This window comes from Lutibacter sp. A64 (assembly GCF_022429565.1).
In the GTDB taxonomy this organism is placed as follows: domain Bacteria; phylum Bacteroidota; class Bacteroidia; order Flavobacteriales; family Flavobacteriaceae; genus Lutibacter.
Genome location: NZ_CP092487.1, coordinates 3,285,356 through 3,311,976, shown reverse-complemented (window position 1 = coordinate 3,311,976; position 26,621 = coordinate 3,285,356). Strand labels below are relative to the sequence as shown.

Here is a 26,621-nt window from a genome sequence, read left to right as displayed (position 1 = left end):
AATATCTTATTTAGATTGATTCTTGATAACGTAAAAGGAAATAATAATAACGCAAAAGGTATAAATGAAAATTCGATTTAAAAGTTCGCAATGTAATGGAGAGGAGTATGAAAAACATTTTAATAAAAATGTTGAAACTTCTAGCTTTTTTGAAAAAACACATTCAGATTTTAATGATAAAATTTCTGGTGTACTAAAAGAAATACATATAAACAATGTATATGCCTTACATCAAGAACATACTACAAAAAAATGTATGGTTGAAGTTGAACAAGATTATCCTGGTTTTTTGCTTCTATTTATAATTAAAGGTAAAATGTCTTTCTATTTAAATAATAATTCGCAAAACATATATCATTTAAAAAATAATACTTGTTATTTATTTCACATCCCTCCTTCAAAATATTCTTTTGAATACCTTAATCAAAAAAACAATAGTTTAACTATTTATTTTACTGAATCTTTTTTAAAGAAAAAAATGGGAGAAGAATTCACAAAAGATTTAAAAAACAAAATACAAGTAACTAAAGTAAACCAACTTTGTAAGCTTCAAAAAAAAGACCTAGTTCATAATAGAAATCTAAGTAATATAGTAAATGATTTTACAAAATGCTCTTTTAAAGGAGTAATACGCGAATCTTATTTAGAATCTAAATTAACAGAATTATTAGTGTTGGCTTTAATTCCTGAAACATCAAAAATAACAACAGATAAACTCAGTAAAAAAGAAAAAGAAACCTTAATTGGTATAGGAAATTATATAAAAACCAATTTAAAAAAGGAATTAACAATAGACCAATTATCCTTGTTAGCAGGCATTAATACTTTTAAATTTAAAAGCATATTTAAACAATTTTATGGTATGACTGTTTTTAAATACATTACCACATTAAGAATAGAAAAAGCTATAAAATTAATTGCAAAACAAGACTATACAATTTCACAAGCTTCGTATGAAGTTGGCTATAAAAACCCACAACATTTTACAGTTGCATTTAAAAAAAAGCTGGGGTATCTACCAAGTCAAATAATTAAAAACAACTAAATATTCATTTCAAATATTTTAAAATTATCTCTTATTTTTATTTATTCTAAATAAAAATAAATTATATATTTGCATTTAATAGCAGTCAATTAATAATTAAAAACGTTGCTTTTAAAATAGTAATGTTTTGATTTTAAATATTTTAAATATGAAAAACTTAATAACCCTTAGCCTTTTACTTTTTATTGGATCAATCTCCGCTCAAGAATCCAATATTTTTTTGAGTCGAGATTTTTGGAAACCAACTACAACAGTAGCCGAAGTACAACAAAAAATAAAAGAAGGCAATAGTGCAACCGCATTAACTCAAAATAATTTTGATGCAACAACCTACGCAATTTTAGCAAATGCGCCTATTAAAGTTGTTGAATTCCTTTTAAATATAGAAGGAAACCCTATTAATAAAATTACACACGACGGACGTACATATTTATTTTGGGCTTCTTCTAGAGGTAATTTAGAAATTATGGAACTTCTGTTAGACAAAGGCGCTAAAACAGATATTGTTGATGACAAAGGAAGTTCAGTTTTACTTTTTGCCGCTGGAGGTGGACAAACAAACCCAGCTCTGTACAACTTATTATTAGCTAATGGTGCTTCTATAAACGAAACAAACCCAAAAGGCACCAATGCTATACACCAATTAATAGGTAAAGTAAAAAATTTAAATGAACTTACTTATTTTGTAATGAGAGGTTTAAACTTTTCAGATACCGATAAATCTGGTTTAAACACAATAGACTACGCCGCTCGTTCTGGTAACAAAGAAATTATTGAACAATTAATAAAAAAAGGAATTGCATATAAAGACACAAATACAGATGGTGGAAACGCTTTTTTAGAAGCTGCAACCATAGGTCGTAATGGTGGAAATAACTTAGCCTTCTTTAAATATTTAGAAGGTTTAGGAATAAACCCAAACATAACAAATAAAAAAGGGGTAAATCCAATTATTAAATTAGCTGCTCGAAATAAAGACATAACCATATTCAATTATTTTATTGAAAAAGGGGTTGATGTAACTAAAGCCGATAGCAATGGAAACACTGCTTTAATAAATGCCGCGGGAAGTAATGATTTAGAAATTATCACTTATTTTCTTAACAAAAAAATAGCTATAAACGCAACAAATAGCGAAGGAGAATCTGCCTTATCAAAAGCTGTAGCAACTAATTCTTCAGAAGTTGTAGACTTATTAATTACTAAAAGAGCTGATGTAACTATTATTGATAAAGACAATAACAACCTAGCGTATTATCTTGTCGATTCTTATTCAAAAAGAAATAAGAAACAATTTGAAGCAAAATGGAATTTATTGCTAAAAAACGGTGTAAACATGTCACATATTCAAAGTGAAAACAACAACCTTTTACACCTTGCAGTAACTAAAAACGACACTGACTTATTAGATAAAATAGTTAAGCAAAAAGTTGACATTAATGCTAAAAACAGTAACGGACTAACACCATTACACATTGCAGCAATGACAGCCAATACAACAGATCTAATAAAACACCTTATTAAATTAGGCGCAAAAACAACTATTGCAACCGACTTTGAAGAGTCTGCCTATGATTTAGCATTAGAGAATGAATTTTTAAATAAGAACGCTATTGAATTTTTAAAATAATGAAAGTAAAAATTTTTATTTTAGGTATAATAAGTCTATTAACATTTACAGCATTTAGTCCAGCTACTAAAAGCACTTCATACAAATGCATGATTCAACTTATAAATTACGAAGGTGAAGGCGCCTATATTGTTGTTTCATTATTAGACCCACAAGGCAACTATGTAGAAACCTTAAACGTACTTGGCGATGACCAAGAATGGTACCATGATTTAACAGAATGGTGGAACTTTTTTGAAAAAAAATCAAATAATATAGATGCTATTACTGGTGCAACTATAAGCGGTGGTGAACGTAGTATAAAAGTGATTAAAATTGATGATGAATTTTTAAATAAAGGCTACAAAATACGTTTTGAAACTGCTGTTGAAGATCAAAAATATGTTGCAGATGATGTAACTTTTGAACTTACTTCAGAAAGTGTAAAAAGTAAAGTTGATGGAACCGGTTACATAAGATATATAAGAATGTTACCGCAAAAGTAATTTTATTATGACGTTATCTATTTGGAGATACAGCCATCTAGCATTGGCTGTATCTTCTTCTATTTTTATATTACTTGCTTCCTTAACAGGAATTATTTTAGCATTTGAACCCATTTCAAATCGTGTACAACCTTACACAACCAATAATTTAAACGAAATTACAGTTGCTGAAATAGCTACTACACTTCAAAAAAAATATGCTGAAATAATTTCACTAGAAATTGATAAAAATGATTGGGTAACAGCATCTATAATAAATGAAGAAGGTACAAATGAAATCTTTTACATAAACCCTAAAACCGGAGAAAATTTAGGCAAACCCAAAGAAACTAATGCACTATTTAAGTTTGCTACAAGCCTGCATAGATCTTTATTTTTAAAAAGTATTGGACGTTTTTTTGTGGGGTTAACTTCCTTTTTACTTTTTTTAATTAGCATTACCGGAATTTTTCTAATCGTTAAAAAACAAGGAGGAATCCAAAACTTTTTTAGTCCAATAATTAAAGAAAAATTTAATCCGTATTTCCATACTATCTTTGGAAGATGGCTTTTAATTCCAATATTAATAATTACTTTAAGTGGAGTTTATCTTTCTTTAGAACAATTTAATATTATTCCAAAGGCAAAAATTATGCATCAGGAAGATACTAAATTTGAAGAAGAACCCGTACTAAAACTAGCCGAATTTAACACCTTTAAAAACACAAAACTTTCTGAAGTTAAAAAACTAGAATTTCCTTTTTCTGAATTTCCAGAATCATATTTTTTATTACAATTAAAAGATAAAGAGCTACTCATAAATCAGTTTAACGGAGCTATTATAAGTAAAATCAACTATCCGTTTACAACAGTAATTTCTTATTATAGTCTTATTTTTCATACTGGTCAAGCAAGTATTATTTGGAGTCTTGTTTTGTTAATTGCTTGTATTGGAATCTTATTTTTTATGTATTCTGGATTTCATATTGCACTACAACGACGAAAATCTAGAATAAAAAATCGCTATAAAAAAGACGATTGCGAATATATAATTCTTATCGGTTCAGAAAATGGATCTACATTTTATTTTGCAAATTACTTACATTCAGAGTTAATTAGACTTGGTAAAAAATCGTTTTTAACAGAACTTAACAGCTATACAAGTTATATAAAAACACAGCATTTAGTAATAATGACCTCTACTTATGGCGCAGGAGAAGCACCAACAAATGCTAAAAAATTTGAAACATTAACTCAACTTCAACCACAAGAAAATTCTTTTAATTATTCTGTTGTAGGCTTTGGATCATTAGCATACCCAGATTTTTGTAAATATGCTTATGAAGTTGATGAATTGCTACAAAAACTTCCAACAAGCAAAAGACTAAATGATGTTTTTACCGTAAATAATCAATCTTTAGAAGCTTATAACAAGTGGTTATTACAATGGAGTAAAACAGAGAATTTAGCTATTAGATTGCCAAAATCGTTAATTTCTAAGAAAAAACAGAACGCATCTACTTTTGAAATAATAGCTAATACCAAAGCTGAAAATCAACCAGAAGCAACATTTTTAATTAAAATGAAAGCTTTAAATAAAGTTAAATTTAAATCGGGTGATTTACTATCAATAATTAGTGAAGAAGATGGAAGAGAACGCCTCTACTCCATTGGAAAATTAGGTACAAACAAACTTATTTTAAGTGTAAAATTACATAATAAAGGTGTAATTTCTAATCGTTTAAACAATCTTAAAATGGGAGATAAAATAACTTGTAGCATTGTAAAAAACAAAGGATTTCATCTTCCTAAAAAAGCAAAAAATGCATTATTAATTGCTACCGGAACAGGTATTGGTCCTTATTTAGGAATGATTGATGAAAACAATAAAAAAACGAAACTACAACTTTATTGGGGCGGACGTACAGAAACTTCATTCAATCTCTATAAAAAAGAATTAAAAGCACAACAAAAAAAAGGAAATTTACAAGCTATATATGTGGCTTATTCTCAAGAACAAGATACAAAAACCTATGTTCAACATTTATTAAAATCAGATGCTGAAAAAGTTGCTGAAATTCTAAAAAACAAAGGTGTAATTATGATTTGTGGCTCTGTAGTTATGCAAAAAGATGTAACTCAAACCTTAGATAGTATTTGCCAAAAACATCTCAAAAAATCGTTAAGTTATTACCAAAATAAGGATGCCATTTTAATGGATTGTTATTAAAAAATTAGCATTAAATCGCATATATTTTTATTTTAAAGTATTTGGTTTAAAAACATTTTTAGTTGTAAAAATTATCATTTTACAAGTTTTTTCATAAAATAAACATATTTTACATTATATTTATAGAGATAAAATGTCATTTTCATTTTTCCAAATATATAATATTAAATTATGATTAAAGATTCTCATAGAGAAATTACACCACTTGCTCCTGATGATAGTTTTCAAGTTTTTGATCGTGTTAAAGATGATTTTGATTTTCCAATTCATTTTCATCCTGAATATGAATTAAATTTTATTTCAAATGGAAAAGGAGTCCGCCGAATAGTAGGTAATAGCATAGAAGAAATTTCTGAATATGAACTTGTTTTATTAGGTCCAAATATAACACACTGTTGGGAGCTTCATAATTGTAAAAATTCAAACATTAATGAAATTACTATTCAATTTCACAATGATTTATTTGATGAAAAAATGCTTTCTCGCAGAATATTCAAACCTATAAAAGATATGTTTGAAAGATCTAATTATGGCATTCTTTTTTCAGAAAAAACTGCTTTTGAAATGATGGATAGAATTAAAGCACTGGCTAAAATTGATAGCATCGATTATTTTATGGAGCTTATTTCAATTCTTCAGGATTTAGCTACTTCTAGAAATCAAAGAATTCTTTCAACATATAGCACTCAAAATAAAAATTTTGAAAACAGTGATAAAATTAAAAAGGTTTATCTTTTTATTCAAGAAAATTTTCATCGTAAAATTCTACTTTCAGAAATATCTGCTGTTGTAAATATGAGTGCTGTTTCTTTTAATAGATTTATAAAAAAACGTACAGGAAAAACTTTTGTAGATTATATTAACGATACACGAATTAGCTACGCTACACGATGGTTAATTGAAACAGATTTAAGTATAAGTGAAATATGCTTTAAATGTGGTTTTAACAATATAGCCAACTTTAACAGAGCCTTTAAAAAATCTAAAAACACAACTCCTAGCGAATACCGAGAGAAGTTTGAGGGTATAAAACGCGTGTTATAATATCCTTATTTTATAATCAATTTATCATTTGCTTTTTTAATAAGATTAAGTGTAGCTATATCTGTAGCAAATACAGAATTTAATCCTTGAGGTTCTTGCGGTGGGTCTGCACTAAAATCGTCTCCGTGCATCCATTTTCCATTTTCAGGATTCGTTTTTGCAAAACCAGCAAAACCCCAGAAATTTAAACCTGACAAGGCTCCATTATTAATTTCACTTTCATTTATTCTATCAAAAATAGCCTTATAAAAAACATTTCTATTTTCTATTGAAGCATTAGGGTCTAGACTTTCTTTTTCACGTGGAAAACCAAACTCAGACATTACAATTGGCTTTTGAATTTTATTAGCAATTACAATATGCTCATTCATATATTCATTAGCTTTTTCAATAGAAAACTGTGTAGATTCTTTTTCATTATCAATATCATACCAACCCCAATTTTTTGGCCACATATGTATTGTTAAATAATCAATATTTTTGTTTGTATGTAATCTTTCATACATCTTAATATCTTGTAAATAACTAGCTTTTCCTTCGGCACCCGTAGAAATTAAATGCGTTGTATCTAAACTTTCAATTAAATCAACAGTTTCTTTCAACCAACTTGCAAATGCAATTTCGTGTTCAGGAGTCATTAAAACCCTAGGTTCATTTGCTACTTGCCAAGACATAACCGTATTATCATCAGTATATTTTAGGTTTGAATAGGTATTTGTTCTACCCATAATAAATTTAACATGCTTGTAAAACGCCTCTTTACAAGGTTCGCAAGAATGAAATTGTTTTGTGTAATTCATATAATCATTCCAAGTAAATTTCTCAGTAAAAAAAGGGTTAGGAACTTCTCCATAACCATTCCATTCAAGATATTGAGACATTCCACCTGACCAAATCCAATTATTATTTAAATACAATACCGCATACATATTACGCTTGCGCATTTCAGCCATTAAAAAATCTAAACCATCTAATAAATCTTCATTATAAACTCCTTGTTTAGGCTGTAAAGCTGGATGTACCCTAGAATCTTCTCCCGCTCCTTCTGCTCCAACTAAAATACGTAGGTTGTCAATTCCAACGGATTTCATTAAATCTAGTTCTTTAATTAACCTCGCTCTATCTCCACTATTTTTTGCACCGATTAATGGACCATACCAATAATTTGCACCAACAAAATAGTAAGGCTTATCACCTTTAAAAAATTGAGTTCCTTTTACAGAAATAAGTGCTACGTCTTCTATTGGATTTTCAGCAGTTTTTTTAACAATTACAGTGCTTTTATCTTTACAAGAAAAACATAACAACAATAATACAGGTAAAAAGTATTTAATAGTTTTCATAAAATATATATTATTTACATTTTTTCATTTAAAACAATACAAGCTCTAGATGTATGGTAAGGAGCTTTCCACATTCCTATTTTATATTCAGAAGTGTATAATTCGCCATTTTTATTAACTCTCCAAAACCACTCACCATTTGTTTTATCAATTATTTTTGTTTGAATAAAGTTTAAAATTTTAGATGCTACCTCAAGATATCTTTCATTCTTTGTAATATTATAAGCATAGCGTAATCCAACAAGGGCTTCTGCTTGAGGCCACCAATGTTTATCGCCATCTAGTGTTCCGGTTTCTGGTTCATATTCATTCATTACACCACCATCAACATCTACTCCTTTTGCTATAAAAACATCGGCAATTAGTACAGCCACTCTTTCTGTTTCAGAAATTATTTTTTTGTCCTTTATAACTTTTGCGGCTTCAATTAAAAGCCAAGCTGTTTCAATATCATGACCAAAAGAGACTACACTACTTTTAAGGTTCCATTGCTCATCAAAAAATAAATTTAAATTATTGTTAGCATTCAAAAACTTAGTTAAAAACAAGTTTATAAGGTCTGTTAAATTTTGTTTTAAATCTTCGTTTTCATAAACTTTATAAAGATTTGTATAAGCCTCTAAAACGTGTAAATGCGTATTCATAGTTTTAGCTTCATTCTTATCTTTATCACTTAATCTCATATCTGCAATCGGACTCCAATCTTTATTAAAAGCTTCAATATAACCACCAAAATCAGTGTCTTTTGCATATTTTTCAATAAGATTGTAAAGTTCAACAGCCCAATTCAAAGCTTCTTTACTTTTTGAAAACAAATAATATTCAGACAAAGCATAGATCATAAAAGCCTGTGCGTACACCTGTTTTCTTGTATTTATAGGCTTTCCTTTAGCGTCTAATTCCCAATAAACACCTCCACTATTTTCATCATTAAAATGAGCTTTTAAATAGTTAAATGCTCGTTTGCAAATAGATGTATATTTAGTAGTTTTTAAATGATTTGATGCTGCTGAAAAAGACCATAAAATACGAGAATTTAAAATAATTCCTTTTGAAGCATTTGGAACTAAATTATTGTAATGATCTCTTTCACCTACAAAACCTCCATTAATTTCATCAATAGTATTTGCACTCCAATAATTAAGAATATTTTGAAGTTCTTTAGCTAATGAAACCGAAACTAATTCTGCTAATTTATGCATTAATACAAGCCTTTATTGTTTTTAATTAACTCTAAAATTATTTCAACAGAGCCTGCTGAAGTAAATTTATCTTCTGGACTGTTAGTTACATAATCTACTAAAATATCTACTGTAGAAACGGCAACATGCATTCTTGTATCTGATGAAGCATAGTAAATATAAACGGTTCCATCTTCATCTTTAATCCAGCCATTTGTAAATAACACATTTGAAACATCGCCTAAGGTTTCTTTGTAATTTGGAGCCATAAAATAACCCGCCGGATGATAAATTACCTTAGTAACATCATCTAAGGCTGTCATAAACATATACAAAGTATAACGCAAACCTGCTGCTGTATTACGAACACCATGTGCTAAATGTAACCATCCTTTTGAAGTTTTTATTGGAGCGGGACCTTGACCATTTTTTAATTCGTAAACAGTATGGTAAACCTTATTTGAAAATATTTTTTCGTCTGTTACAATAGGATTTGACATATCCTTCACATAACCAAAACCTATCCCACCACCATTTCCAATATCAATAAACCCATCTTGAGGCCTTGTGTAAAGTCCATATTTGCCATTAATAAACTCTGGGTGTAAAACCACATTACGCTGCTGCCCAGTATTTGAAATTAAATCGGGTAATCTTTCCCAATTTGTAAAATCTTTTGTACGTACAATTCCTGCATTTGCTATGGCAGAACTTGTATCTCCAGCCGAAGCATTAGGATCTTTTCTTTCCGTACAAAAAACACCATAAACCCAACCATCTTCGTGTAAAGTTAAACGCATATCATATACGTTTGTATCTGGATTTCCTTCAATTTCAGGAATGACACAAGGAGTATCCCAAAATTCAAAATTATCAATTCCATTTGGACTTTCGGCTATAGCAAAAAATGATTTTCTATCATTTCCTTCAACTCTAACACACAACAAATATTTATTATTCCATTTTATTGCTCCTGCATTAAAAGTTGCATTTATTCCAATTCTTTCCAATCCAAAAGGATTTGTTTTAGGGTTTAAATCATACCTCCAATGAATTGGTGTGTGATCCTTAGTTAATACGGGATTTTTATACCTTCTATAAATTCCATTTGTTTTTGAAATAGGCTTATTTTTTTTATTTATTAATTTAATATAATGTTGTTTTTCTTTATCTAAGGTTTTTAATCCCGTAGTCAGTTCCATAATATTTTGTTAATTAATCTAATTCTTTTTCTAAATTATTCCACCAGAATTTTTTCAGTAAATAAATACACACTACTAATATTGCAATTGCAATATATACAGGTGTATTTTGTCTGAAAATAATATACATTGGTAAAATTACTAATGCCGTTTGAGCAACAATACCTACAACTACGTTAAACATATCCATACCAAAATCTTTATTTTTCTTAAAGTTTGGATCTTCAGCAACAAGTTTTTCGTAAACGGGCTTCCAAAATCCCCAAGGTCTTACATTTTTATAAAATTCTTTTAAAACAGTTTCATTAGTTGGAGGTGCTGAATAAGTACCAATAATACTTCCAATAAGAGATACTATTAATAAAATTGGAAATAAATACAATTCATTTACATCTGGAAACATATGCGTTGGCACTATATAAGCAGCTCCTAAACCAGCAACCATTCCCCAGAAAAAACCTTCACCATTAAATCGCCACCAATGCCATTTTAAAATATTGGCACCTACATAACTTCCATACAATACAGAAACAATAATGTTTAAAATAGCATTTACATTTTCTGCATAAAACCCTAAAATAATACTTACAATAACTACAACAATACCTGTTAAATAGTTCATATTCTTAATTTGACTAGCTGTAGCTTCTGGTTTTGTATATTTTAAATAGATATCGTTTACTAAATACGCTTGGGCTGCATTTAAAGTACCTGCAAAAGTTGACATAAAAGCAGCAATTAACCCGGCTAATAACAAGCCTAATAAACCTACGGGAACAAATTCTTTAATTGCAGTAGGTAGAATTAATTCAAAATCTATATTTCCGGTTGAATTTAATAAATCTAATCTATCATAATAAACCAATGCTAAAGCAGCAAAACCTGCAATCATTAAATACCGAATTGGCATTAAAATAACAGATACAAACCCACTCATTTTAGCGGCTTCCGCAGGTGATTTTGTCGATAGAATTTTCTGCATATCGTAGGTTGGTGCAGGACCCGCTACACTGACAAGAATTCCTTTAAAAAGCATCATTAAAATTAGATAGGTAAATAAACCGTATCCGTCACTTTCTATTTTATCAGTTACTTCTGGAATAATAGTACTCCAATCCATATTTAAACCTCCTTTAAAAGGACTCATCCAACCTTCAGGAACATGAAGTCCGCCAGTTCCAATTGCTTGAAAACCTAAATAACCTATTACCAATGCAGCAACTGTCATAATTGCAAATTGCACAACATCTGCCCATACAATACCAGACATACCTCCAAGTAACGAATAAAAAACTGCAAAAATTGTAAATAATGTTCCGTAGAAATGCGGTACATATTCTGGTGCAATAGCAAAGGGAATATAATTACTAACTACTTCCCAAGGAACAAATATCTCAACAAATTTTCCCAAACCGATAAAGCCATAAGCTAAATATCCGAGACATACTACTAAAGCAAAAACTACAACAATAATATGAGACATTTTAGCTCCTTTTCCAAAACCAAATCTGGTACCAATCCATTCGGCACCAGTTGTTGCATTAGAACGCCTTAACCATTTAGATAGGTAAACCATTAAAAATATTTGATTAAAAACTGGCCATAACCAAGGAATCCAAGCGCTTTTAACACCATAAACAAACATTAAAGTTACAAGCCAAATAGTTCCAGAAATATCAAACATTCCAGAAGCATTTGAAAGCCCGAGCATATACCAAGGAATTGATTTTCCGCCTAATAAATAATCATCTTTACTTCTTTGGGCGCGTTTTCTAAGCACCAAACCTATAACAACAATTGTAACTAAATACAATGCTATAATTAAAATATCTACTGAATGTAATAATTCCATAAGTTTATCTTAATTATTTAAGTTATTTAGATCTTTTAAAAATATTGTTTTAGGCAATTTTTTAAATTTGATAAAATCGGCTTCATTTATATGTCCGTTATAAGGCATATAATGATGCTTTTTATCATAATTTCTCCAAGTTAAAACCCAACTAATTCCTAAGTTTTCTATAACTGGGTACAATACTTCAGTAAACCAATTTTCTGTTTTTATAGATTCTAAACCTGTTTCAGAAAAAGCGTATACTTTATTTTTTTCGGTGGCTATCTCTCTAACAATTGCCAAATCGTGAATAACGGATTTTTGATAATCTTCTGCATTGTTAAAATCATAGATATCCATACCTAAAATATCGACATATTCATCACCTGGATAGTACTCTAAATAGGTGTCGGAAGGATTTAATTTATTTGGAGAATAAACATACAGAAGATTATGTAAGTTATGAGTATCTCTAAGTAAATGAACAGTTTCTCTCCATAAAGTAATATAATCTTTGGCATCACAATTTTTACCACCCCACCAAAACCAAGAACCATTCATTTCGTGAAAAGGTCTAAAAATTATTGGTATAGCTTCACCCTCATATTTTAAAGATGCTATAAAATTTGCTACTCTAGAAATCCATAATTCATATTTTTCTCGTTGATCTCCACCTTTAATAATATTTGGCACTGCAATGGTTTGGTCCCAAGAACTACCTTCAGAAACTGGATTATTAGCATGCCAACTAATTGTTATAATTCCGCCTTTTTTATGGGCATCAATAATTAAATCTCTCATAGCATTAAAAGGAACTGTATCTAGATTGTATGATTTATCCATTTCAATCCAACCCAAATCAAAACCAAACACTGCAGGAAAATCACCAGTTACTTTTTCTACGTCACTTTTTATAGTTGTTGGGTCATCTTTATAATTCCAACCTAAACCATAAGACGTATCATCTTGATGCCCAACAGCAAAACCATTTTTTGAAATAGTTTCCAATTTGGTATGCAACTCTATGGTTTTGTTTGAAGCATTTTTATCAACCAATATTGGCTTTACAACTGCTTCTTTTTTATTACTATCACAAGAATATAAAAACAATGAAAGTATTAACAGTGTGAGTATATTCTGAAAATTGTTATTCGTATAAAATTCCTGTCTTTTTATCATAATTATTTTTTGTATAAAAATTATTTTTCACTAATAATACTTTTGCATTCTGAGATTTTGCTATTCAAAATTAAGTATATGTTAGATTATTTTCCAATAATATCTTGTCATTTACCTATAAGAAAATTTCAAAAAATTACTAATTATGAATAAACTCACGTAAAAGACTTCAACCTTATTACAAAAAACAGAAAATACTATATTATATATAAAAACACACTCTAAACAAAGGGCATTCCCTTTATTTAAAGTGAAAAGAAGGTAATTCTATAAATTGTTGCAATACAATTATACTAGCAGTACAGTTAAGCTCATTGCGCCTTGAGCTCCAATAACCAAACATTGTTCTATATCTGCTGTTTTTGAAGGCCCAGCAATAAAAAGACCAAAATTACGATCTCTATTTGCAATTAACTTATAAGCTTCGTGCAGATTAGCACACAATTTTTGTTTGTCTAAAACAATTACTAAATCGTTTGTAATAAATGGTAAAACTCTAATTGGAAACTCGTTCTCCGTAATCCAAATAGCACCATTCTCTACAACTCCAAACTCCCCTTCTATAACAGCCAAATCAATTGATGCCATAGTATGGGGATTTGTTTTTTCTGAAACTGAAACCGTTTCTAAAGACGATTTTTGAGTACAAGTAATAATGTCTTTAGCATTTGGATACCTTTTTTTAATTTTAGCATCAATTTCTGTTGTAGCATTTAATTCAACAATACTAGCACCAACCAAAGTAACTTTTTCTTTAAAAGTTTCTAATAAATTAAGTTCTTCCTCAAATAAACTAAAATCTATTTCAGGCAATGGCAACAACGTTGGTTTGTTTTTTTGAACCGATTTTAATATTGCTTCTCTACCCATTATTTTTTGTTTTTTCTTTTTGCTTTATACCAATCATCAAAATTTGTATTCTTAACTTCAGGAAGATCTCTTGCATTTCCCCAAGCGTTTAATTTGGAGTAAATCATAAATTTTGGCGCATATTTTAGCATAAATCTAGCTGATTTTCCTGCGAAATTATATAGTGTTCTATTTTCTAAAACTTTACCCGCAATTTTTAAAATAGATTTTTTCACAAATGGTTGCGGTTCCTCTTTTACAATTATTTGACGCCATTTATACAATTGCTCGTGAATATTAATTTTTACCGGACAAACATTAGAACACGAACCACAAAGCGTAGATGCAAATGGTAGTGAACTGTGTTTTGTTAAATCTTTTCCTGGTGATAAAATAGAACCAATTGGACCTGGAATTGTAGCATCGTAACTATGACCACCACTTCTTCTATAAATTGGACATGTATTCATACAAGCGCCACAACGAATACAATGCAATGAAGATCTAAAATCTTCACGACTTAATTGTTCTGTTCTTCCATTATCAACAATTACAATGTGTAATTCTTTTCCCTCAGCAGGTTTATTAAAATGCGATGAATAGGTTGTTATTGGTTGTCCTGTTGCACTTCTTGCTAACAATCTTAAAAAAACACCTAAATGTTCTTCCTTCGGAATAATTTTTTCAATTCCCATACACGCAATATGTACTGGTACTAAATGCGCTCCCATATCGGCGTTCCCCTCGTTAGTACAAACAACAAAACCACCTGTTTCAGCAATTGCAAAATTTACACCTGTAATAGCAACATCTGCTTGTAAAAACTTATTTCTAAGGTGTTTTCTTGCTTCATTCGTCAAATATTCCGGGTTTCCATTGCTGGGTTTTGTACCTAAATGCTCTTGAAACAATTCATCAACTTCTTCTTTTGTTTTATGAATAGCTGGCAATACAATATGACTTGGAGTTTCCTTTGCTATTTGAACAATATATTCTCCCAAATCGGTATCAACAACTTCTATGTTTTTAGATTCTAAATATGGATTTAAATGGCATTCTTCGGTAAGCATAGACTTACTTTTTACCACTTTTTTAGCATTATGTTCTTTTACTATTTTGTAAACAATTGAATTGTGTTCTTTTGCATCGGATGCCCAATGTACTTTAATGCCGTTTTTTAGAGCATTGGCTTCAAATTCTATTAAATAATTATCTAAATTAGAAAGTACATTTCCTTTTATTTTTGAAGCAGTATCTCTTAAATATTCCCAACCTTTTACTCCGTGTGCAGCATTATCTCTTTTTTCTCGAACATACCATAAAGCTTTATCGTGCCAGTTTACTTTGGCTTCATTTTTATTAAAAATTGCTGCTTTTTCTGAATGGCTCATAATTAAATAGTACTATTTAAAATTTCTGCAATATGCATCACTTTTAACGGTTTATTATCTCTATTTATTAAACCTTCTAAGTGCATTAAACAAGAATGATCTGCACCCGTAATAACTTCAACACCGCTATTTAAATGATCTTGAATTTTATCTTTTCCCATTTTTACTGAAATAGCTTCTTCAAATACAGAAAATGTTCCACCAAAACCACAACATTCATCTTCTCTATTCAGTTTCATTAGTTCTAAACCTTTTACATTATTCAACAAATCTTCTTCGGTAGAAAAATGTGGATCCATTCTTTCGGAACAAGATCCTAAATGCAATCCGCGTAAACCGTGACAACTTTTATGTAAACCTACTTTGTGAGGAAATGAAGCTCCTAAATCTGTTTTACCTAATACTTTTACTATGAATTCACATAATTCGTAAGCATTGTTTCTAACTTTAACAACATCGGGTGTTTGTTCTAAAATATCGAAATGTTTTTTAACGTGATAAATGCAACTTCCAGATGGCCCAACTATACAATCATATTCTTTAAAATTTTCAACAAATAATTGACAAGCTCCTTTTGAATCTTCTTCATATCCAGAGTTTCCCAGAGGTTGCCCACAACAAGTTTGTGTAGACGGATAATAAACATCTACCTTTAATTTCTCTAACAATTCTAATGTTGCAATAGCAACTTCTGGATATAATTGATTGATATAGCAAGGTATAAATAAACCTACTCTCATGTTTTTTAGATTTATAATTGGTAAATTTTTTCCATTAATATCCATTTTTCACCTTTTTTAGCAAAAGGTAATTTTTTTTGATAGTTCCACATTAAATTCTCCCATTCTTGTACTTTAGGGTTTTCTAAATCCATTTTATCCTTTTTTTCAAAAGAAAAATCATCATTAACTTCTAAAATCATAAAAAGCCGATTTTCTACACAGTAAATTTCAGCATTTTCAATTCCAGAATTAATAAGACTTTCTGTAATTTCAGGCCAAATCTTTTTATGGTATTTTTTATATTCAGCAATTAAGGTTTTATCGTTTTTTAAATCGAGCGTTAAGCAGTATTTTTTCATCTAATTGTTTCCTTTAAAATTAACTAGCAAAAACTATTCGTGTACTTTTAAAGTTCTATAACTGAATATTGCAATCACAAAAAAGCTAATTAAAGGCAATATAAAAGAAGCATTTACAGCTGGTAACCAACCAACAGTTCCTAAATCTATAATAGCACCTTGCAATGGAGGCATTAACGCACCACCAACAATTGCCATTACTAATCCTGCTGCTCCTAACGTAGTATCTTCACCTAATTTATACAATGAAATTCCATAAATTGTTGGAAACATAAGCGACATAAATGCAGAAGTTGCAACTAATAAATACAATCCTAATTGTCCTTCAATAAGTATAACACCAGTTACGCTACACATTGCACCTATTGCAAAAAATAGCAATAATTTTTTAGCATTTATATATTTCATTAACATAGTACTAGCAAACCTGCTTGAAAGAAAAATACCCATAGCAACTATATTATAATTTTGGGCAGTAGATTTTGCAATACCTAAATTATCGGCATATTGAATTATAAAAGTCCAACACATAATTTGTGCTGCTACATAAAACATTTGAGCAATAACTCCTTCTCTATATTTTCCATTTTTCAACAATCTTTTAAAAGATTCCAACGCGTTAAAATTTTCATCTTTTTTTTCTTGCGGAGGCATTTTATAAACACTAATAATTATTAGCATTACAATTACAACAAAGCCTAAAATTATATACGGATTTCTAATTATTAATAAATCGTGGGTACGTATGGCTGCTTTTTGAACCTCGTCTAAGGTTGTAAAAATTAACTCGCCCGTTGCAGTTCTTTTGTCTGAATCTAACGCTGCAAGAATAAATTTTGAAGCAACAAACATACCTAGCAAAGAACCTATTGGATTAAACGATTGTGCTAAATTTAAACGTCTGGTAGCAGTTCTTTCATCTCCCATTGATAAAATAAATGGGTTTGCGGTTGTTTCTAAAAATGCCAATCCAAATGTTAAAATATATAAAGACACTAAAAAGAATCCAAATACTTCAAATTGCGCTGCAGGATAAAACAATAATGCGCCAATGGCGTATAAAATAAGACCAAATATAATTCCTTTTTTATAACTGTATTTTTGCACAAATAATGCGGCTGGAATTGCCATGGTAGTGTAGCCTCCATAAAAAGCAAACTGAACTAATGCGGCTTTTGCTGTTGAAATTTCTAGAACCGTTCCAAAAGCTGCTACCATTGGGTTTGTAATATCATTGGCAAATCCCCACAACGCAAATATCGACGTTATTAGAATAAAAGGGAATAAATATTCTTTAGGTACTACAGGGATGTTATTATTTTTCATTTATGAAATTTAAGTATTAAAAAACTGTCTAAAAATTAATTAAAACGCTCGTCTACCTGAACTTGATTATTCATCCATTTTGTATTTTATTTATGGAATTCTTGAAGAATCATTTCAGGTTCTTATATTGATTGGTTATCAGCATAATGAGATGCTGAAACAAGTTCAGCATGACGGATTTACAGGTTTTTAGACAGTTTTTTTTTAGAATTTATTATTTATTATAGTATTGTGCGTAAACAACTTTGGTTTGTAAGTATTCTTCCATTCCGTGTTTTCCATCTGCTCCACCAACACCAGATTTTTTCCATCCTGCGTGAAAACCTTGAATTGCTTCAAAATGTTCTCTATTTACATATGTTTCTCCATATTGAAGTTTGTTGGTAGCATACATTATATTGTTGAAATTTTCAGAGAAAATAGAGGAAGTTAATCCAAACTTACTATCATTTGACAAAGCTACAGCCTCTTCTAAGGTTCCAAACTTCATAACTGGCAATACAGGTCCAAAAACTTCTTCTTGAATAATTTCCATATCCTGTCTACAGTTTGTTAACAAGGTAGGTTGGTAGTAATAACCTTTATCAAATTTTTCTGAACGTTTACCTCCAACAACAACTTCAGCTCCTTCTTTTTTGGCAAATTCAACCATTTCAGAAACCTTATCTAATTGAGATTTAGACACCAAAGCACTCATATCTGCATTTACTCCAGTTAAAGCATCTTCAACTTTAACTTCGCTCATTTTTTTGGTGATCATTTCCATAAATTTATCATAGATATCATCTTGCACATACACTCGTTCTGCACAGTTACATACTTGTCCGCTGAATATAACTCTTGATGTAACAATTGAATTTACTGCCAACTCTAAATTTGCATCATTACAAACAATTGCAGGCGCTTTACCGCCTAATTCTAATGATACTTTTGTAATGTTTTCTGAAGCAGCTTCAAAAACTTTTTGACCAGCATAAACACTTCCAGTTAAACTAATAATTCCGGTAATTGGGCTTTTAGAAAGTGTATTACCAACTAAAGCTCCAGATCCACAAACAATGTTTAATACACCTGCAGGCAATCCAATATTCTCAATAAGTTCAGCCCATTCCATAATAGTATTAGGTGCTTCAGAACTAGGTTTTATAACACAGGTGTTTCCTGTAATTAATGATGCCGCTACTTTACGAGCCATTACAAAAAACGGGAAATTCCAAGGACAAATACCAACAGCAACTCCAATTGGAACTTTATGTAAATAAATATGTTCATTTGCTCTATCACTTTGAATTATTTCTCCTTCAATTCTTCTTGCCCATCCTGCATTATAGTCAAAATAATCTGCGGTAACATCAATTTCTACTTGTGCTAATCCAATTACTTTTGCTTGTTCTTTAGCTAAAGTCTCTGCTAAAAACACCCTATTTTCTCTAATAACATCTGCCATTTTATGCAAAAAGGCTGCTCTTTGAATTGCAGGCAATGCTTCCCAAACTGGTTGCGCTTCTTTAGCAGAATTTAATGCTAAATTAGCATCTTCAACAGATCCTGCAGGAATTGTTGATATTACTTCTTCAGTACAAGGATTTAATATTTCTATTATTTTAGTTGATGTTGAGTTAATAAATTTACCGTTGATAAATTGTTTAAACTGTTTCATTATTTATATATTTTAATTAGTATTTGGTTTATACAGAAAAATAGAAAAAGCAATAAATTCTATTATAAAACACATTGTTTTAATATTAAAAAGCGTGTGTATTCAACAAATATAAAACATACTTTATTAAAATTAATTATCTATAATAATCAATAGTATGAAGAATTTAAACATGTTACCTAAAAAATAAGATCTTGATGGGTTGAAAGTGAATACTCTATAAAACTTCAAAATCTTAGTTTATGCATAATGCAACCTTTAAAAATTACGAATTACGAATTGTCACATTTGTCATTCGTAATTCAAAAAAATCTAGGTATATTTTCCAGATTTATAACTTGCAGGTGTTAACCGCGTAACAGATTTAAATACCCTTGAAAAATGGTAACGATCTGAAAACCCTAAACTATAAGCAACTTCTTCAATGGTTTTATTCGTATACTCAAACAAATCGCAAGCTTTAGCTATTTTTCTATTTTGAATAAAATTATGTAGCGTAACATTTATTTCTTCTTTAAACAATCTTGAAAAAGAATTTGGAGCCATATTTACAATTTCAGCTAAATCTGAATTGCTTAATTTTTTACCAATATTAATTTCAATAAATCGAATTACTTTTAAAACACGATCATCAATATCGATAGCTTTCCACAATTCTGGACCAATATTAGTAAGAGCCTCTTTTATAAAAGCTTGTAATTTTAAGTTAAACGTTAATTTAAAATCGCTGTTTTCAATTTTTAATCTATTTGTTAAATAGTGTAATTTATCTTTAAGGTAATCGGTTAATTCAATTTTAAAAATCCCTGGATACACGTTATCAAAAGGAATTCCTAAGTTAAAATGCACAAAAAAATGAATTAAATGTTTATCGTAATACTCATTTTCATCATAAAAACTTGTCAATTGTTTTCCATTTACATGAATACCATTATTAAATTTATGATTTTTTGTAAACTGTGTAGAAAATGATGTAAAAGGTGGAATAATATAAAGAAATTTAGGGTCCATTTTATAAATGTTTTCTTGATGAATTAATTCGCCTCCTTCATTTTTATTCCAATACAGCCTCCAAAAAGGAAACACCATATCATGGCAATCCCACAAATCTAACAACCAATATCTGCAACATAACAACCTTAATTTAAGGTCGATAAAATTTTGATTATTTGACGAAGGATCTCCTAATTCAATATCTTTTACGAACTTCATAAACTCAAAATGTTTGAATTAGATACAAAAATACAAATTTTAAATATTTATTTAACACTTGTTAATCAGTAAATTTGTAGTATTAATTATGTTATAAAATAATAGATATGGGTACAATTAAACTTCCTAATGAAGTACAAAAAGAATTAAATAATGTCTCTAAAGTAGCCGGTTATTTATGGCAAAGAGAATGGGCTGAAAGAAATGCAGGAAATATTTCAATTAATTTAACATCTTTTTTTTCTAAAGAAGAAGTGAAAGGTATTGGTACAGAAGTGCCATTTGATTTTCCTAAAGGAGCTGCTGGCTTTGTAATTTATATTACTGGTACAGGCTGTTATCTAAGAGATTTAATAGATAAAATTGAAGAAGCTTCTTGTATACTTTATATCAATGAAGATGCAACTGCTTATTCAATTATTTGGGGAGGTAAAAGAGAAGGTTTTGGTCCTACTTGTGAATTAATTTCACATGCAAGTATACATTTGTTTAATTCAATTAATCATCCAGAAAATTTAGCAGTTGTACATACACATCCGTTAGAATTAATTTGTATGAGTCATCATGAATTATTTAATGATGAGGAAGAATTGAATAGACAATTATGGATGATGTGTCCTGAAATTAAAGTATTTGTACCTAAAGGAATTCACTGTACACCATATGCATTGTCTAGTACAGAGCCATTGGCAAAAGTAACTATAGAAGCTTTTAAAACAAGAAATATCTCTTTATGGGAAAAACATGGTGCAACTGCAACCGCACCAGATGTAGAAAAAGCCTGGGATTTTTTAGATGTAGCAAACAAAGGTGCTAAATTATTAATGATGTGTTGGGCTGCTGGGTTTAAACCCGCAGGACTTTCAAATAAACAATTGACAGAATTAGAACAATTTACATAGAATACTAAAACTAAACATAATGAATAGACTAATAGGTAGATTACCAAAAGTAGGGATTCGTCCTGTAATTGATGGGCGCGAATTAGGCGTAAGAGAATCTTTAGAGGTTCAAACAATGGATATGGCAAAAGCTGCTGCCAAATTAATAGAAGATACATTGCGTTTTCCTAGCGGAGAAAAAGTGGAATGTGTTATTGCAGATACTACAATAGGTGGCGTTGCTGATGCAGCTGCTTGTGCAGATAAATTTAAAAGAGAAGGTGTTGAAGTTTCTTTAACAGTAACTCCATGTTGGTGTTATGGAACTGAAGTTATGGATACCGATCCGTTAACACCAAAAGCAGTTTGGGGATTTAATGGTACTGAAAGACCGGGAGCAGTATATTTAGCTGCAGCCCTAGCTGGTTATGCACAAAAAGGATTACCAGCTTTTGGTATTTATGGTAAAGAAGTTCAAGATGGTGGTGATAAAACCATCCCTCAAGATGTTTCAGAAAAAATTATACGTTTTGTTAAAGGTGCTTTAGCAGTAGCTCAAATGAAAGGAAAATCTTATTTATCAATAGGATATAGCTCTATGGGAATTGCTGGTTCTATGGTAGATATAAACTTTTTACAAGACTATTTAGGTGTAAGAGCAGAATTTGTAGAATCTGTTGAACTTTTAAGACGTATTGAAAACAATATTTTTGATCAAGATGAATATGAAAAAGCTTTAGCTTGGACCAAAGCAAATTGTGAAGAAGGCGAAGACAGAAACAACCCTGAATCACAAAAATCTCGTGAACAAAAAGACGAAGAATGGGAAAAAGTTGTAAAAATGACTTTAATCTGTAAAGATTTAATGAACGGAAACCCAAAATTAAAAGAAATGGGATTCGGTGAAGAATCTAAAGGTAGAAATGCCATTATGGGTGGTTTTCAAGGACAACGTCAATGGACAGATTACCAACCAAATGCAGATTTTACAGAGTCTATTTTAAACTCGTCTTTCGATTGGAACGGAATTCGCCAAGCTTATGTATTTGCTACAGAAAATGATTGTTTAAATGCAATTTCAATGCTATTTGGTCATTTATTGACTAATAAAGCGCAATTATTCTCTGATGTAAGAACCTATTGGAGCCCAGAATCTGTAGAACGAGTTACGGGTAAAAAATTAACAGGTCTTGCAGAAAACGGAATTATTCACTTAATAAATTCTGGTTCAACAACTTTAGATGCTACCGCACAACAATTAGATGCTGAAGGAAACCCAACTATGAAACCTTTTTGGGATATTACAGAAGATGATGTTAAAAGATGTTTAGATAATACAAAATGGCCACCAGCTACAACCGAATATTTTAGAGGTGGAGGATTCTCTTCTAATTTCTTAACTAAAGGTCAAATGCCATTAACCATGTGTAGAGTTAATTTAATTAAAGGAATCGGCCCTGTTTTACAAATTGTAGAAGGTTGGAGTGTAGAACTACTTGAAGATATTCATAATGTCTTAAATGATAGAACTGACCCAACTTGGCCAACAACTTGGTTTGTACCTAGAACAACTGGTAAAGGTTTCTTTAAAGATGTGTACACTGTAATGGCTAAATGGGGAGCTAACCACGGAGCAATTTCTCACGGACATATTGGAGCAGATTTAATTTCATTAGCCGCTATGTTACGCATTCCAGTAAATATGCATAATGTTGATGAAAATGATATATTTAGACCTAGTGCATGGTCTGCTTTTGGCGAAAACCTTGAAGGTGCAGATTATAGAGCCTGCAACAACTACGGACCTCTATACGGATTTAAAGAATAAATAATTAAATATATTAAGAAGAACTGGTTTAATTATAATTGTCTGATTTAATCACCATATTCTTTTTATAATATTGTTAAAGCTTTTCCTAATAATTTTTAGTTTAAAAATTATTAGGAAGGCTTTTCATATCTAAATTTTCAATACAGATGAAAAAAGTTATAGCAATTATTGATATAGGAAAAACAAATAAAAAAATATTTTTGTTTGATGAAAGTTTTGAAGTAGTATTTCAAAATTCAACTCAATTTGATGAAATAATTGACGATGATGGTTTTCCTTGTGATGATATTGTAGCAATTGAAAACTGGATTAAAAATCAGATTTCTAATATTCAAAAAAAAGGGGATTTTAAAATAAAAGCTATCAATTTTACAACGCATGGTGCTTCTTTAATTTACCTAGATAAAGAAGGAAGACGTATAACACCTTTATACAATTATCTAAAAAATTTAGATTTAAAAGATTACGAAACCCTTTATCAAAACAACGGAGGAACTGATGAATTTTCAAGAAAAACAGCTTCACCTGTTTATGGTATGCTAAATACTGGTTTACAAATGCTTTGGATTAAAAAACACAAACCAGAAATTTGGAAACAAGTTGATGCCATTTTACACTATCCACAGTATTTAAGCTATTTATTTACAAAAAAAATTACAGCAGATTATACATCTGTTGGTGCACATACTGCAACTTGGGATTTTGACACAATGCAATATCATAGTTGGTTAAAAGATGAAAACATAAACTTACCAACACCTTGCAAAGGAAATGAAGCTATTATTACTGAAATAAATGAAGAAAAAATAGCTGTAGGTTCTGGTATGCACGACAGCTCTTCATCTATAATTCCTTTATTGGAAAAAGAAAAAGATTTTATATTATTATCAACTGGCACGTGGATTATTGCTATGAATCCATTTAGTAAAGAAGTACTAACACAACACCAACTTAAAAATAATTGCTTGTGTTTTATGACTCCTGAAAAGCAACAAATAAAGTCTTCTATGCAATTTTTAGGAAGAATACACGAAGTGTATTTAAAAGCTTTAAGCGACTATTTTAAGGTAAGTATCGACACACATTTAGATCTTGTTTTAAACACAACTCTCTGTGAAGAATTAGTGCAAAAAAATGCTCGCGTATTTTTATCAGAAGGTATAGATACAGATTTTGAAGCTCACCCAGAATATTTGAAGAATTTTACTTCGTATGAAGCAGCTTATTACCAATTAGTATACGAAATATCAAAAAAAGTAATTAACGGTATTCAACTAATTTCAGATAAAAACGCAGACATTTCAAAAGTATTTATTTCGGGAGGATTCAATAAAAATAAAATATTTATCAAGCTTCTAAAACTACTAAAAAACAATCTTGAAATTAAAATTTCAAACTGTAAAAATGAAAGTGCTTTAGGTGCAGCTTTATTAATGAAGAAGTATTTAAACTGAAAACAAATACCTCTCTAAAAAAAAGTACAAATTAAAAACCAGGGTTCAATTTTAAAAAATTAAACCCTGGTTTTTATTCTAAAATAGAAAGTTATAACAATAAAAACTACTTATCCTGCGCTCTTAATTTATTTACTTTACGATTTGCATTATTTGCTATATGACGCTCATAATCTTGCGTATATAGAGTTGCTATACTACTATATTTTTTTGCAAGCTTGTTATAATTCTTCCAAGCTTTATCGTATGCTTTAATCCATTTTTGAACGTCTTTACCATTTCCATTATCGTCTGCATATTTCATATAAATAAGTGTTCTATATATTTCATACAGTCTTAAACCATATTTTGAAGACCCAACTACATGGTTTTTAGTTGCTTTATTTTGCCAATGAATTGATTTTGCCAACTTAACAATTTCTTTCCATTTTGCAATTGCTTCATCCTTTTGCACTAGGTTTCTCTTTTGTTCATTAGTACCTTTAACTACCATTGGCCATGCAATACCTTGATCTCTTGTCCACCACGGATTCATATCTCTATACGTACTATTTCTACCTCTAACTACTGCTTCAGCCGAAAGCAAACATAACTTTCTAAATTTAGCAACATCATCACCTTTTAAACCTAAACGCTCTGTGGCATATCTGTTAAAAATAAATGCTTCACTTTTATCGGTATTTTGTCCCCATTGTGCCATTACCCAAGAATTTAAATCGCACCACATTTCATCTTTTATATATGGACCATCCCATCCTCCACCACGAGACCAAGTCCATACGCCGGCATATAATTCTGGTTTTTTTTCTACAAACTCACTTAAACTATTAATTTGTGCTTCTGGCATATTAGCATGCTCTTCAAAACCATCAATTACACCATTGGCAATATAATTTGGATATGCTCCTTTTCCTTCATACTCGCGAGCAGATTGAATTTCAATAATTTGACGATGACGCCCTTGACCAATAACTTTACTAAATTCATTTGATCTATGAAAATCACCTTCAACATGTTTTATACTAATTATTAAATTTTTATGTGGCTCTATAGCATTACTTACAGCCATATAATCGTCCATATTTCTATCAAATGCACCCCAAGTACGAAAAATAAGTTGCTTGTCTCTTTTTTCACAAATTTCTTCCTTTAAGATATTTATTAACGGGATTATTGTTTTTTGTGGACTTGTTTTATCATTAATTGCTCCTTTATGATATGGCGCATCGTGCAGATACGTTTCTCCAATACGCACTACCAATCCATCAAGATCTGGAAACTGATCAAACATCTCATTAATTTGAGCACGAATCAGCTTTTCTGTTAATGCATCATTCGGGTTTCCAAAAGTTTTTTCAATGTTATATTTTTCAATTAATCGTTTAGGAAACAAAACAAGATCAGACATTGCATAAATAGCTATATCTTCGGCTTTACAAGCTGCATGCATTTTTTTTATTTGTGCTGCTTTTGCATCAACCCATTTTCTATCTTCTGTACCTTTTGGTAAAATAGCTGCATCTACAGATTCCCAATTAATGGCTAACGCAGGAGATTCAAAAAGGAAATATACCTTACCATTATATCCCATTTCTTTAATTACTGCTGGATCATTATATTTAGAATCATACGGTGTTTCACCAGGGTTATGATGCACCATATCTAAAATTAAAGGATTAGAAATAATATTTTGACCAATAACCTTAGTTGCTAAAACACTTATAAATACAAAAACTATTAATGCTGAATTTTTAAGTAAATTTAATTTGCTCATTACTCTTTTT

21 protein-coding genes are annotated in these 26,621 nt (G+C 30.1%); 8 read left to right on the top strand and 13 right to left on the bottom strand.

Features of this window, described 5'->3' with window-relative positions:
* Positions 1–64 precede the first annotated feature (64 nt).
* The 5 genes from MKD41_RS13535 to MKD41_RS13515 all read left to right on the top strand — a co-directional run bounded on the left by MKD41_RS13535 (position 65) and on the right by MKD41_RS13515 (position 6,413).
* A complete protein-coding gene (locus MKD41_RS13535) occupies positions 65–1,045 on the top strand; it encodes a helix-turn-helix domain-containing protein (protein ID WP_240242862.1) in 981 nt (326 codons plus the stop codon).
* Positions 1,046–1,193: 148 nt separating this feature from the next.
* Positions 1,194–2,675: an ankyrin repeat domain-containing protein gene (locus tag MKD41_RS13530; RefSeq protein ID WP_240242861.1), complete on the top strand. Its 1,482-nt coding sequence runs from the start codon at positions 1,194–1,196 to the stop codon at positions 2,673–2,675.
* Positions 2,675–3,160 carry a DUF2271 domain-containing protein gene (locus tag MKD41_RS13525; RefSeq protein WP_240242860.1) on the top strand — a complete coding sequence of 162 codons (486 nt, stop codon included), beginning with the start codon at positions 2,675–2,677 and terminating at the stop codon, positions 3,158–3,160. The genes MKD41_RS13530 and MKD41_RS13525 overlap by 1 nt, the downstream gene beginning before the upstream one ends.
* A gap of 7 nt (positions 3,161–3,167) precedes the next feature.
* On the top strand, positions 3,168–5,369 hold the full coding sequence (locus MKD41_RS13520; RefSeq protein WP_240242859.1) for a PepSY domain-containing protein: 2,202 nt from the start codon (positions 3,168–3,170) through the stop codon (positions 5,367–5,369).
* Between the two features lie 171 nt (positions 5,370–5,540).
* A complete protein-coding gene (locus tag MKD41_RS13515) occupies positions 5,541–6,413 on the top strand; it encodes an AraC family transcriptional regulator (protein ID WP_240242857.1) in 873 nt (290 codons plus the stop codon).
* Between the two features lie 5 nt (positions 6,414–6,418).
* Here the strand turns inward: MKD41_RS13515 and MKD41_RS13510 are convergent, their stop codons facing one another.
* The 12 genes from MKD41_RS13510 to MKD41_RS13455 all read right to left on the bottom strand — a co-directional run bounded on the left by MKD41_RS13510 (position 6,419) and on the right by MKD41_RS13455 (position 20,671).
* Positions 6,419–7,756 carry a glycoside hydrolase 5 family protein gene (locus MKD41_RS13510; RefSeq protein ID WP_240242855.1) on the bottom strand — a complete coding sequence of 446 codons (1,338 nt, stop codon included), beginning with the start codon at positions 7,754–7,756 and terminating at the stop codon, positions 6,419–6,421.
* 14 nt (positions 7,757–7,770) lie between these two features.
* The gene (locus tag MKD41_RS13505; protein ID WP_240242852.1) at positions 7,771–8,958 is read right to left on the bottom strand and encodes an AGE family epimerase/isomerase; all 1,188 of its coding nucleotides are present in this window, start codon (positions 8,956–8,958) and stop codon (positions 7,771–7,773) included.
* Positions 8,958–10,139: a glycoside hydrolase family 130 protein gene (locus tag MKD41_RS13500; protein ID WP_240242850.1), complete on the bottom strand. Its 1,182-nt coding sequence runs from the start codon at positions 10,137–10,139 to the stop codon at positions 8,958–8,960. The genes MKD41_RS13505 and MKD41_RS13500 overlap by 1 nt, the downstream gene beginning before the upstream one ends.
* 13 nt (positions 10,140–10,152) lie before the next feature.
* Positions 10,153–11,991 carry a sodium:solute symporter family protein gene (locus MKD41_RS13495; protein WP_240242847.1) on the bottom strand — a complete coding sequence of 613 codons (1,839 nt, stop codon included), beginning with the start codon at positions 11,989–11,991 and terminating at the stop codon, positions 10,153–10,155.
* A gap of 9 nt (positions 11,992–12,000) precedes the next feature.
* The gene (locus MKD41_RS13490) at positions 12,001–13,152 is read right to left on the bottom strand and encodes a glycoside hydrolase family 26 protein (RefSeq protein ID WP_240242845.1); all 1,152 of its coding nucleotides are present in this window, start codon (positions 13,150–13,152) and stop codon (positions 12,001–12,003) included.
* Between the two features lie 288 nt (positions 13,153–13,440).
* Entirely contained in the window at positions 13,441–14,022 is a 582-nt protein-coding gene (locus tag MKD41_RS13485) for a LutC/YkgG family protein (protein WP_240242843.1), read from the bottom strand.
* Positions 14,022–15,392 (bottom strand): lactate utilization protein B, encoded by a 1,371-nt coding sequence (locus MKD41_RS13480; RefSeq protein WP_240242840.1) that lies wholly within the window; start codon positions 15,390–15,392, stop codon positions 14,022–14,024. The genes MKD41_RS13485 and MKD41_RS13480 overlap by 1 nt, the downstream gene beginning before the upstream one ends.
* A gap of 2 nt (positions 15,393–15,394) precedes the next feature.
* Positions 15,395–16,132: a (Fe-S)-binding protein gene (locus MKD41_RS13475; protein ID WP_240245045.1), complete on the bottom strand. Its 738-nt coding sequence runs from the start codon at positions 16,130–16,132 to the stop codon at positions 15,395–15,397.
* 11 nt (positions 16,133–16,143) lie between these two features.
* Positions 16,144–16,473, bottom strand: coding sequence for an L-rhamnose mutarotase (locus MKD41_RS13470; protein WP_240242838.1), 330 nt, complete (start codon positions 16,471–16,473; stop codon positions 16,144–16,146).
* A gap of 33 nt (positions 16,474–16,506) precedes the next feature.
* Positions 16,507–17,799: an L-fucose:H+ symporter permease gene (gene fucP, locus MKD41_RS13465; protein WP_240242834.1), complete on the bottom strand. Its 1,293-nt coding sequence runs from the start codon at positions 17,797–17,799 to the stop codon at positions 16,507–16,509.
* A gap of 214 nt (positions 17,800–18,013) precedes the next feature.
* Entirely contained in the window at positions 18,014–19,459 is a 1,446-nt protein-coding gene (aldA, locus tag MKD41_RS13460) for an aldehyde dehydrogenase (RefSeq protein WP_240242831.1), read from the bottom strand.
* Positions 19,460–19,771: 312 nt separating this feature from the next.
* A complete protein-coding gene (locus MKD41_RS13455; RefSeq protein ID WP_240242830.1) occupies positions 19,772–20,671 on the bottom strand; it encodes a helix-turn-helix domain-containing protein in 900 nt (299 codons plus the stop codon).
* Positions 20,672–20,778: 107 nt separating this feature from the next.
* Between MKD41_RS13455 and rhaD the strand changes: the two genes are divergently transcribed.
* From rhaD to MKD41_RS13440, 3 genes are all read left to right on the top strand, one after another.
* Positions 20,779–21,573: a rhamnulose-1-phosphate aldolase gene (gene rhaD, locus MKD41_RS13450; protein WP_240242829.1), complete on the top strand. Its 795-nt coding sequence runs from the start codon at positions 20,779–20,781 to the stop codon at positions 21,571–21,573.
* A 19-nt stretch (positions 21,574–21,592) separates the two neighbouring features.
* A complete protein-coding gene (locus MKD41_RS13445) occupies positions 21,593–23,380 on the top strand; it encodes an L-fucose isomerase (protein ID WP_240242827.1) in 1,788 nt (595 codons plus the stop codon).
* 149 nt (positions 23,381–23,529) lie between these two features.
* Positions 23,530–24,837 (top strand): FGGY family carbohydrate kinase, encoded by a 1,308-nt coding sequence (locus MKD41_RS13440; RefSeq protein WP_240242826.1) that lies wholly within the window; start codon positions 23,530–23,532, stop codon positions 24,835–24,837.
* A 106-nt stretch (positions 24,838–24,943) separates the two neighbouring features.
* Here the strand turns inward: MKD41_RS13440 and MKD41_RS13435 are convergent, their stop codons facing one another.
* Complete coding sequence (locus MKD41_RS13435; RefSeq protein ID WP_240242825.1) at positions 24,944–26,611, bottom strand: hypothetical protein; 1,668 nt, start codon at positions 26,609–26,611, stop codon at positions 24,944–24,946.
* Positions 26,612–26,621: the final 10 nt, after the last annotated feature.